At 53.4% G+C, this 10,483-nt stretch carries 5 protein-coding genes, 2 tRNA genes, 3 rRNA genes and 1 pseudogene; 1 reads left to right on the top strand and 10 read right to left on the bottom strand.

Translation table 11 applies throughout. The features are described from left to right. The first annotated feature begins 12 nt into the window (after window positions 1-12). A complete protein-coding gene (locus AB6Q56_RS00215) occupies window positions 13-852 on the top strand; it encodes an alpha/beta fold hydrolase (RefSeq protein ID WP_434515208.1) in 840 nt (279 codons plus the stop codon). Between the two features lie 93 nt (window positions 853-945). Here the strand turns inward: AB6Q56_RS00215 and rrf are convergent. The 10 genes and pseudogenes from rrf to AB6Q56_RS00165 form a co-directional block, all read right to left on the bottom strand. Next, window positions 946-1,058: ribosomal RNA gene (rrf, locus tag AB6Q56_RS00210) — 5S ribosomal RNA — on the bottom strand. 88 nt (window positions 1,059-1,146) lie between these two features. Further along, window positions 1,147-4,027, bottom strand: a 23S ribosomal RNA gene (locus AB6Q56_RS00205). 207 nt (window positions 4,028-4,234) lie between these two features. Continuing rightward, window positions 4,235-4,310: transfer RNA gene (locus AB6Q56_RS00200), tRNA-Ala, on the bottom strand. Between the two features lie 94 nt (window positions 4,311-4,404). Continuing rightward, window positions 4,405-4,481: transfer RNA gene (locus AB6Q56_RS00195), tRNA-Ile, on the bottom strand. Window positions 4,482-4,540: 59 nt separating this feature from the next. After that, window positions 4,541-6,078: ribosomal RNA gene (locus AB6Q56_RS00190) — 16S ribosomal RNA — on the bottom strand. The 16S, 23S and 5S rRNA genes sit together here with 2 tRNA genes alongside, the layout of an rRNA operon. A 432-nt stretch (window positions 6,079-6,510) precedes the next feature. Continuing rightward, window positions 6,511-6,861 carry an iron-sulfur cluster insertion protein ErpA gene (gene erpA / locus AB6Q56_RS00185; RefSeq protein ID WP_434515207.1) on the bottom strand — a complete coding sequence of 117 codons (351 nt, stop codon included), beginning with the start codon at window positions 6,859-6,861 and terminating at the stop codon, window positions 6,511-6,513. 64 nt (window positions 6,862-6,925) lie between these two features. Beyond that, window positions 6,926-7,327 (bottom strand): bactofilin family protein, encoded by a 402-nt coding sequence (locus tag AB6Q56_RS00180; RefSeq protein WP_434515206.1) that lies wholly within the window; start codon window positions 7,325-7,327, stop codon window positions 6,926-6,928. A 113-nt stretch (window positions 7,328-7,440) separates the two neighbouring features. Further along, complete coding sequence (locus tag AB6Q56_RS00175) at window positions 7,441-7,749, bottom strand: hypothetical protein (RefSeq protein WP_434515205.1); 309 nt, start codon at window positions 7,747-7,749, stop codon at window positions 7,441-7,443. 404 nt (window positions 7,750-8,153) lie between these two features. After that, window positions 8,154-9,109, bottom strand: a pseudogene (locus AB6Q56_RS00170) (IS1595 family transposase). Between the two features lie 124 nt (window positions 9,110-9,233). Further along, entirely contained in the window at window positions 9,234-10,349 is a 1,116-nt protein-coding gene (locus AB6Q56_RS00165; protein ID WP_434515204.1) for a porin, read from the bottom strand. Window positions 10,350-10,483 lie beyond the last annotated feature (134 nt).

The following is a 10,483-nucleotide window of genomic DNA, read 5'->3' as shown; positions in this document are numbered from 1 at the left end:
ATTTCCAAGACCATGATCCATTTCCTGGCCGATGACGGCGCAAAAATCCACCTCAAAATTTCCGGTGAAGGATCACCATTGATCATGTTGCATGGCTGGACCTCCAGTCATCAGGAATGGTTTCCCTTTCTGGGTGCTCTCAATCCCCGACACAGGGTCTATCGCTGGGATGCCCGTGGGCACGGCGGCCACGATCTCTGTGGCAAAACACCACCAACGGTCCTGCGCATGGCACGAGACCTGGCCAATTTGATCGACCACTACCAGATTGAAAATGCCACTGCCGTCGGGCACTCGATGGGAACCCTGACACTCTGGCAATACATACGCGATTTCGGTACCCAGGCCCTATCACGCGTCTGCTTCATTGACCAGTCACCCAAATTGCTAACCGATCCGCATTGGAATCACGGCATTTATGGGGACTTTGACGAAGCCCGATCCAAGGAAATGATGTCGTGGCTAAACGAAGACTTTGCCGAAGCCGTGCTCAAATTGACGGCTTTCGGCCTCAATGCGCGCGCTCACGAAAAGTATCTTGCCGGTGCAAGCGGTTGGGAAAAGTCTCGGGCCGCGCTGCGGGCCCAGGTGCCAGGTCCGCTGATTGATTGCTGGGCTAGTCTCACGGCAGCGGACTATCGGGATGTTCTGTCGAAAATCGACATACCTGCAATGCTCGTTTATGGCGGCGAAAGCAACTTCTATCGACTGGACACAGCGCGATTCGTAGCGGAGCAGATTCCCGACTCAATACTCCACATCTACGAAGGCACCGACCATTCACCCCATCAGTGGCAACGCGAACGCTTTGCACACGATCTCATGACTTTCATCGATCAACTTGCCCGGTAAGGCGGATTTTTGTCTGAGTTTTTATTTTTGTATATTTTATTTTGTAATGTAAAAAGCCCGTTACTGGTTAAGTAACGGGCTTTTTGTATGGGAGTCTGGCGTTGACCTACTTTCGCGAGCGGAAGCTCACTATCATTGGCGCGATGCTGTTTCACGGTCCTGTTCGGGATGGGAAGGGGTGGTACCAGCAGGCTATTGACGCCAGACGTAACTTGTAACGCTGCGGTTGCAGCGCAAAACTGGAAGAAGGTGTTGTGATTGTTGGTATGAGTTGTTGTAGAGATCCAAGGTTATAGGATCAAGCCGTACGGGCAATTAGTATCAGTTAGCTTAACGCATTACTGCGCTTCCACACCTGACCTATCAACGTCGTGGTCTTCGACGACCCTTCAAGGAGTTCAAGACTCCGGGATATCTCATCTTAAGGCAAGTTTCACGCTTAGATGCTTTCAGCGTTTATCTCTTCCGAACATAGCTACCCGGCGATACGACTGGCGTCATAACCGGTACACCAGAGGTTCGTCCACTCCGGTCCTCTCGTACTAGGAGCAGCCCCCTTCAAATATCCAGCGCCCACGGCAGATAGGGACCAAACTGTCTCACGACGTTTTAAACCCAGCTCACGTACCTCTTTAAATGGCGAACAGCCATACCCTTGGGACCGGCTACAGCCCCAGGATGAGATGAGCCGACATCGAGGTGCCAAACACCGCCGTCGATATGAACTCTTGGGCGGTATCAGCCTGTTATCCCCAGAGTACCTTTTATCCGTTGAGCGATGGCCCTTCCATACAGAACCACCGGATCACTATGACCTGCTTTCGCACCTGCTCGACTTGTGGGTCTCGCAGTCAAGCACGCTTTTGCCATTGCACTTTATGGGCGATGTCCGACCGCCCTAAGCGTACCTTCGTACTCCTCCGTTACCTTTTGGGAGGAGACCGCCCCAGTCAAACTGCCTACCATGCACGGTCCCCGGTCAGGATTCACTGACCAAGGTTAGAACCTCAAACAAATCAGGGTGGTATTTCAAGGACGACTCCACCGAGACTAGCGTCCCGGTTTCACAGTCTCCCACCTATCCTACACAAACCGGTTCAAAGTCCAATGCAAAGCTGCAGTAAAGGTTCATGGGGTCTTTCCGTCTTGCCGCGGGGAGATTGCATCTTCACAAACATTTCAACTTCGCTGAGTCTCAGGAGGAGACAGTGTGGCCATCGTTACGCCATTCGTGCAGGTCGGAACTTACCCGACAAGGAATTTCGCTACCTTAGGACCGTTATAGTTACGGCCGCCGTTTACTGGGACTTCGATCAAGAGCTTGCACCCCATCACTTAATCTTCCAGCACCGGGCAGGCGTCACACCCTATACGTCCACTTTCGTGTTTGCAGAGTGCTGTGTTTTTATTAAACAGTCGCAGCCACCATTTCACTGCAACCCCATCGGCCTTCGAGAGTAAATCTCTACAACCTACCGGGGCACACCTTCTCCCGAAGTTACGGTGTCAATTTGCCGAGTTCCTTCTCCTGAGTTCTCTCAAGCGCCTTAGAATTTTCATCCTGCCCACCTGTGTCGGTTTGCGGTACGGTTGACTCTAGACTGAAGCTTAGTGGCTTTTCCTGGAAGCTTGGTATCAATCACTTCAGCACCGTAGTGCCTCGTCGTCACGCCTCAGCTTAGCCCCCCGGATTTGCCTAAGGGGCACGCCTACACGCTTAAACCAACTATTCCAACAGTTGGCTGACCTAACCTTCTCCGTCCCCACATCGCATCTAGAATCGGTACAGGAATATTGACCTGTTTCCCATCGACTACGCTTTTCAGCCTCGCCTTAGGGGCCGACTCACCCTACGCCGATGAACGTTGCGTAGGAAACCTTGGGCTTTCGGCGAGGGAGCTTTTCACTCCCTTTATCGCTACTCATGTCAGCATTCGCACTTCTGATATCTCCAGCATCCTTTACAAGACACCTTCACAGACCTACAGAACGCTCCCCTACCATATCTTTCGATATCCGCAGCTTCGGTGCACAGTTTGAGCCCCGTTACATCTTCCGCGCAGGACGACTCGACTAGTGAGCTATTACGCTTTCTTTAAAGGGTGGCTGCTTCTAAGCCAACCTCCTAGCTGTCTATGCCTTCCCACCTCGTTTCCCACTTAACTGTGTCTTGGGGACCTTAGCTGGCGGTCTGGGTTGTTTCCCTCTTGACAATGGACGTTAGCACCCACTGTCTGTCTGCCACACTCGCACTTTCCGGTATTCAGAGTTTGCCATGGTTTGGTAAGTCGCGATGACCCCCTAGCCATAACAGTGCTTTACCCCCGGAAGTGATATGTGACGCACTACCTAAATAGTTTTCGGGGAGAACCAGCTATTTCCGGATTTGTTTAGCCTTTCACCCCTATCCACAGCTCATCCCCTAACTTTTCAACGTTAGTGGGTTCGGACCTCCAGTACCTGTTACGGCACCTTCATCCTGGCCATGGATAGATCATCCGGTTTCGGGTCTACGCCATGCTACTAAACGCCCTTATCAGACTCGCTTTCGCTACGCCTCCCCTATTCGGTTAAGCTCGCAACATAACGTAAGTCGCTGACCCATTATACAAAAGGTACGCAGTCACCCCACAAGGAGGCTCCCACTGTTTGTATGCATGCGGTTTCAGGTTCTATTTCACTCCCCTCCCGGGGTTCTTTTCGCCTTTCCCTCACGGTACTGGTTCACTATCGGTCGATCACGAGTATTTAGCCTTGGAGGATGGTCCCCCCATGTTCAGACAAGGTTTCACGTGCCCCGCCCTACTTTTCGCTAACTTAGTACCACGGATCTGTTTTCAAATACGGGGCTATCACCCACTACGGCCGGACTTTCCATTCCGTTCTCTTAACAGTTCCGCTATCACTAGCAGGCTCTTCCCCGTTCGCTCGCCACTACTTGGGGAATCTCGGTTGATTTCTTTTCCTCCGGCTACTTAGATGTTTCAGTTCACCGGGTTCGCCTCCTGACCCTATGTATTCAGATCAGGATACTCATTGCTGAGTGGGTTTCCCCATTCGGACATCGGGGGATCAAAGCTTCATTGCCAGCTCCCCCCCGCTTTTCGCAGGCTTGCACGTCCTTCATCGCCTGTGATCGCCAAGGCATCCACCACATGCACTTAGTCGCTTGATCCTATAACCTTGTGCTCTCGTTAGAGAGCGGCTACAGGCAACTCATTTGTGCTGTCTCGTACTAGCTGTAATACGAGAACAGATGCAATCACAACGTGTATCAGCAGCTCATCACTGCGATACACAACCTTCTTCCGTTTTGTTAAAGAGCGTAGCAATTTGATTTCTCAAAAGCCAAAGATAAACATCGCTGCTTATCTTTGGGTTTTGGTGGAGGATGACGGGATCGAACCGACGACCCCCTGCTTGCAAAGCAGGTGCTCTCCCAGCTGAGCTAATCCCCCGTAAAGCATGCATTACTTTGTTGCTCGGTCAGTTGCATAGCGCTGCTATGCGGCCTTTCCTTGCGCCTCGTACTGCAAGCTTTCTTGATGACGTTGGTGGGTCTGGTTGGAATCGAACCAACGACCCCCGCCTTATCAAGACGGTGCTCTAACCGACTGAGCTACAGACCCTCGTCTGTTTGCTACTTCTGAACAACCGATAAGTTGTGGGTGCCAGGATGCTTCTCTAGAAAGGAGGTGATCCAGCCGCAGGTTCCCCTACGGCTACCTTGTTACGACTTCACCCCAGTCACGAACCCCGCCGTGGTAAGCGCCCCCCTTGCGGTTAGGCTACCTACTTCTGGCGGAACCCGCTCCCATGGTGTGACGGGCGGTGTGTACAAGACCCGGGAACGTATTCACCGCGACATGCTGATCCGCGATTACTAGCGATTCCGACTTCATGCAGGCGAGTTGCAGCCTGCAATCCGGACTACGATCGGCTTTCTGGGATTGGCTCCACCTCGCGGCTTGGCAACCCTCTGTACCGACCATTGTATGACGTGTGAAGCCCTACCCATAAGGGCCATGAGGACTTGACGTCATCCCCACCTTCCTCCGGTTTGTCACCGGCAGTCTCGTTAAAGTGCCCAACTAAATGATGGCAATTAACGACAAGGGTTGCGCTCGTTGCGGGACTTAACCCAACATCTCACGACACGAGCTGACGACAGCCATGCAGCACCTGTGTTCCAGCTCCCTTTCGGGCACTCCCAAATCTCTCCAGGATTCTGAACATGTCAAGGGTAGGTAAGGTTTTTCGCGTTGCATCGAATTAATCCACATCATCCACCGCTTGTGCGGGTCCCCGTCAATTCCTTTGAGTTTTAACCTTGCGGCCGTACTCCCCAGGCGGTCAACTTCACGCGTTAGCTACGGTACTAAATGGTTTTACCCACCCAACACCTAGTTGACATCGTTTAGGGCGTGGACTACCAGGGTATCTAATCCTGTTTGCTACCCACGCTTTCGTGCATGAGCGTCAGTATCGGCCCAGGGGGCTGCCTTCGCCATCGGTGTTCCTCCACATCTCTACGCATTTCACTGCTACACGTGGAATTCCACCCCCCTCTGCCGTACTCTAGCTTCGCAGTCACAAAGGCAGTTCCCAGGTTGAGCCCGGGGATTTCACCTCTGTCTTACGAAACCGCCTGCGCACGCTTTACGCCCAGTAATTCCGATTAACGCTCGCACCCTACGTATTACCGCGGCTGCTGGCACGTAGTTAGCCGGTGCTTCTTATTCCGGTACCGTCATCCACACAGGGTATTAACCTATGCGATTTCTTCCCGGCCGAAAGAGCTTTACAACCCGAAGGCCTTCTTCACTCACGCGGCATGGCTGGATCAGGGTTGCCCCCATTGTCCAAAATTCCCCACTGCTGCCTCCCGTAGGAGTCTGGACCGTGTCTCAGTTCCAGTGTGGCGGATCATCCTCTCAGACCCGCTACAGATCGTCGCCTTGGTAGGCCTTTACCCCACCAACTAGCTAATCTGATATCGGCCGCTCAATCAGCGCAAGGTCTTGCGATCCCCTGCTTTCCTGCTCACAGAATATGCGGTATTAGCGTAACTTTCGCTACGTTATCCCCCACTGAAAGGTACGTTCCGATACTTTACTCACCCGTTCGCCACTCGCCGGCGGACCGAAGTCCCCGCTGCCGTTCGACTTGCATGTGTAAGGCATGCCGCCAGCGTTCAATCTGAGCCAGGATCAAACTCTTCAGTTCAATCCAACAAACTCGCAAATTCACTGACGGTAGATTTCTCTACCTCGATGGATTGCTCCATCTTTTTTCACCAGTGCGTTTGCCTTAATACTCTTTTGCAACTTGCGTCGCTTCGCATCAAGACACCCACACTTATCGGTTGTCCAATTTGTTAAAGATCAGTGCCGCGCCGTTTCGTTCGATTCGTCAGCAGCAGAGAGGCGAGATTATGAAGCACCCCCCAACTCCAGTCAAGCTACTTCAGAAATTATTTTTCAACAACTTCGAAATCCCTTGACCCCCTGCACCGCCGAAAAACCCCGTCGCTGCAGAAGAGGTGCGCATTATATAGAGACTAAACTTGCCGTCAACACCCTCTGCAAAATCTTTCAACCGCAGCACACAAAAAGAAAAAGGCAGCCGCAGCCGCCTTTTTGCAAAAACACAACCCAATCAAGCAGAGAAGGACGAGCCACAACCACAAGTAGAGGTAGCGTTCGGGTTGCGAATGACGAATTGCGCCCCCTCAAGACCTTCGGTGTAGTCGATTTCAGCACCAACCAGATATTGAAAGCTCATGGGGTCGATCAATAGCGTTACGCCATTTTTTTCCATCGTCGTATCATCCTCATTCACTTCCTCATCAAAAGTGAAGCCGTACTGAAAGCCCGAGCAGCCGCCGCCAGTAACAAACACTCGCAATTTGAGCGCCGGATTCCCCTCTTCCTCGATCAACTCTTTAACCTTGCCTGCCGCACTATCGGTAAACACAAAAGGGGTGGTCATTTCGGCAACTGCATTCATGAGTAAAGCTCCAGAAAAAATTCATGCACGATTATGCGAGGCCACACAATCCCGGTCAATCGCATTAGGCAGACTCCTCGGATTTAAGTTCAACCGACGCCCCAATCGCATTTACCAGACGCCCCTCTATGACCGCACCCAGATGCATCTCAATTGCAACGTACTCCACATCACCAACAATGCGAGCCTTCGATTGCATCTCCAAAGAGTCGGTCACCACAACTGGACCAACCACAGATCCATTGGTGACCAGATGCCCCACTCTAACCCCTCCCTCGACACGCGCATGTTCGCTAAGTATCAAGGTTGAAGACGAAGCCCCCTCCGCAGCCAAGATACTCCCCTTTACCTCACCGTCAACACGCAAGCCGCCAGTGAAATACACAGCCCCCTCGATCTTAGTTCCGGCACCAATCAGGCTATCAATACGCCCCAAAGGCTTGTTGTGGTCTTTTTTGCCAAACATCGCAAGCTCCCGAATTCGCACCAACTGTTTGAACCCTATCGTATTACCCCGCAGGCGAGAAGGCTCACTTCTGCGCGGCTAACTAACTAGCAAGCCGACTCGCTAATGCAGCACTAACGCGAAATCCTTTTTCCTGCATCCGCCCCCGGTGGAATCAAACGCTCAAATACCCTCATCTCTTCTTTCAACGTAGCGTTTTCAGCCTCAAGCGCTCCAATTTTAAGAAGTAGCTGTTGATGCGCAGCACGCTCAATGCTTAACCCGTTCTGAGCAGAGCCCGCCAGCGAGCGAAGAAAAGCCAGTTCATCATGCTGCAACTGCAACTGGCTATGCAGCCCGGTCCAGTCTGCCTCATTTTCGCCCATTGCTGAATAATTCGCGGCAAACCACCCCAGGCCGAACATAACAAATGCAAACAACATGGAGATCAACCAGAACCAAACCCGAGGGATATGTCGCCGGACAACCACTCGAGGGGAGAGCACACCAAATCGTCGTCGAAATCTCTTGAGCCTAAGCGTGAGTGCCGGTGTTGGCATCCCGATACCTCGAACCAGTCACGGAGATTGCCGCATGGAGAAGAAGCCCCGCCCTGATTCAATTGCGGAGAGCAGCCTTTCCTAGCAATGCACCTAACAAAAATTCACTAGCCCACGAAGAACGTAGACTCATGCAGCGCAGGAGACGAGTATATCGAGCATTACAAAAATCGATCAACCCCCCCTCTCGGTACCACAGATTACAGCAAGGCTCAGTCGGACACCCCCAACAACCTCGCTCACAGACAATCAAGAAGCCGCGCCCAAATAAAAAGGCTCTGTAGGAATTAGCTGTTGATGAAACGCTCCGTCGCCTCGGCCAAGCAGAGCTGTGGGGTGATTGCGGTTTTATAGCGCTCCAGCATGCGTCGCCAGCCCAGATAATTTTCCAGGTATTGTGTAGCGACCCCGTGGAAGCGACGCATCCAGCCTTTGAGCCGACTATCGTAAGCATTGACGTTCTGGATATGGAATACGCTATCGACCACGCGTGGGCCATGCTGGATATTGAGGGGACGGTGGGCGATCCCGGTGGCGCGGGCGAAGGCGGCATAAACGCCAGCACTATCAGAACATAGAATGGCTTCTTGATCGATCAGAGGCCGGAGCGCTGCGATCACGTGTGCCGCATCGAGCTTTTCCAGTTTGAAGTCAGCGGTTTGTCCGCTGCGATCGCGCACCACGAGGACCGGAATCTGCTCGGCGCTAAGGCCTCGCTTGCCGGCTACGCCACCCCGATGGCGGGCCGGGATAAGTGCCGCTGGCCTTTGAAGGATTCGAGAAGGAAGGTTTCGTCCGCCTCGACGATCCCAGCCTCGTGTTCGGCCCGGTGCCCGGCCGCAACGTGCAGGAAGCGATGGCGCCACCGAAGCGCGGTGTTCTTGTCGATCTGGCAACAGCGTGCTGCCTCACGAAGACTGACGCCTTCAATCAAGAGCTCCGCATAGCGTGTCCATTGTTCGCGCTTGCGCAAATGCGCCAATGCCGTCCCTGTCAGGGCGTTGAAGGTTCGGCCACAGTCCTGACAACGGTAGCGCTTGAGCCCGTGACTTTGACCCCATCCCACCAAGCGATCACCGCTGGCTCCGCAGTGCGGACAAGCGGTCGCTATCGGTAGCGGGGCCGGAAGACTTGGCGCTAAAGCCTTCTCTCGCCCCATCAAGTGCTGAACCAGCTGCTTCCTCTGGACTGGAGTGAGGTGTTTGACCTGATCCAGTAACTCGATAAAAGCTACGTGCCGCATAATTTACCTCCTTCGGTAGAACCATGCTTTCAATATAGCTCGCTTCTACAGCTAATTCAGACAGAGCCATAAAAAAACGGGAGCCGAAGCTCCCGTTTCTGTTTCAGATCTGGTTTAAGTCAGATTAGAAAGCGTGACGCAGGCCAACCATGTAACCCGTGTAGTCGGCACCAGCAGCGACAGGAGCGCCGTTATTAACCGGGTTGATGTAGAAGTTGTTGGCGGTGTTTTCCTGATTGTTCAGCTTGGAGTAACGAGCTTGAACACTGGTACGCTTGGAGAGTTCGTAGGTGTACAGAGCCGTCCAGATGTTCGACTTGGTACCATCGAGGGAACCGGTCTCATCCTTGACCTGACCAGAGCGACCGTATTCCAGACCGATGGTGTTCTTACCGAAGGACTGAGCAGCACCGATAGACCAAGCGTTACGCTTCAGGTATTCGCCACCGAGAGCACCCTCAACCTTGGTGTTGTCGAACAGAGCAGTCAGCTTGGTCTGGGTCGGCAGGGTGTAAACAGCAGCCAGACGGTAGATGCGTGCATCGGCTTCATCAACACCGTTCAGTGCGGCAAACGGAGCAGGCAGTGCGGCAGCCCACTGACCGTTCTTGGAAGCGTGGTAGCCAGCAGCAACGTACAGCGGGCCATTATCGTACTGAACAGCCAGTTGGTAGGCGCGGGTTTCAGCTTGGCCAGCACCATTTGCCTGGCGCTCGCCGTTAATGTAGGCAACGGTACCGGTCACACCGCCAAAGGACGGGGAAACGTAGGCGATCGCATTGCTGGCACGGTTGTCAGCGCCGGTCTGCAGGCCCAGGATGGTGCCGGTCACGGACATCGTGGTACCCAGGCCGGTTGCGCCCGGAGCCAGTTCAACCTTGGCGCCCATGGCACGCAACGGGTGGGTCAGGTTGCCAGCAACAACGGTACCGAAACCGCCGGTCAGGCCAACGAAGGTATCACGGCCGCCAGCCAGAGCACCAGCGACGTCAGCGTTGAAGCCGGTTTCGTACTGGAAAACAGCCTTCAGGCCGTTGCCCAGATCTTCCACGCCCTTGAAGCCGATGTGGGAAGAGTTGGAGTCCAGACGGCCAACGGTAGCCTGGCTGTCGGGAGTACCGGAAGACTTGACGAAGGACTGGCCCAGATCGACAACACCGTAAACGGTGACGTTGGTTTGTGCGAAAGCGGCGGAAGAAGCCAGAGCGGCAACAGCCAGAGCAACAATCTTCTTTTGCATCAGAAAATCTCCTTAGTGGTTAGTTTTTGGTTTGACCCGAAAACCATTCCAAGCTTTACCTCTCGGATCGAGAAGTTGCAGCGATTGTCGCAAAGAGCAAAAGCCCCTAGCAACGCATGTTTGCGTTGCCGCGA

Source organism: Dechloromonas sp. ARDL1, assembly GCF_051122455.1.
In the GTDB taxonomy this organism is placed as follows: Bacteria; Pseudomonadota; Gammaproteobacteria; order Burkholderiales; family Rhodocyclaceae; genus Azonexus.
Note: the sequence above shows the minus strand (reverse complement) of the source record. Positions and strands in the feature narration are given on the sequence as shown.